At 62.2% G+C, this 677-nt stretch carries 1 pseudogene; it reads right to left on the bottom strand.

Annotation, left to right across the window (positions count from 1 at the left end):
* Positions 1-677: pseudogene (locus tag AB4Z23_RS27655) on the bottom strand (Ti-type conjugative transfer relaxase TraA); the annotation flags it as partial.

The raw sequence follows: 677 nt of genomic DNA on the forward strand, positions 1-677 counted from the left end.
CTCCCCGAACCGCTCAGGCTGCTCGGCCATGGCCTTTGCCATGATCTTTCCATTGCCTTCCTTCTCGGTCATCGCGGTGCGCAGTCTCGCGGCGACCTCGACCGGGTCGCGGAACACGTGCCGCGCGACTGACTCCACCGTATCGAATCTCTGCTCGATGACGGACATCGCTCTTTCCCGGGCCACCTCTTCGATGGTGTGGTTGTGACGGGTGATCACTGGCACCAGCGGAGCGAGCTTACCGGTTTCCAGAGGCAATTGCTGGCTGACAGCTCCTGTGGGGGCAGGGACGGCGCTGTCTTGCGACATGAGCTCGGACCACCGGATGCGGCGATATCCTTTATTCTCATCTCCCCGGTCGTCGCGCCGACCGTCATCGATTGTTCGGGCGAACTGATTGCGACGATCTTCGCGGTGAACAGGGCCGGCCAGATCGCCGGCATGTTCCTCGTAAACCTGCTGACGCTCTGACGGCCGGTCCTGCTGTTCCCGTTGCAGATGGGCCGCACGGGACAAGGCCTCTTGACGCTCATCTTTGGCGGAAGCAAGTTTGATCTCGCTTCTCACCCCAAACTCGTGCCCGATCCATGGGTCGCTTGCGATCCCGCGCCGCTCGGCAAAGTCGCTGATGTAATCCAGCGTGGTTTCCTTCGCGCCGGAACGCGACAGGCGGCTTG

This window comes from Agrobacterium sp. MCAB5 (assembly GCF_052114365.1).
GTDB lineage: Bacteria > Pseudomonadota > Alphaproteobacteria > Rhizobiales > Rhizobiaceae > Agrobacterium > Agrobacterium tumefaciens.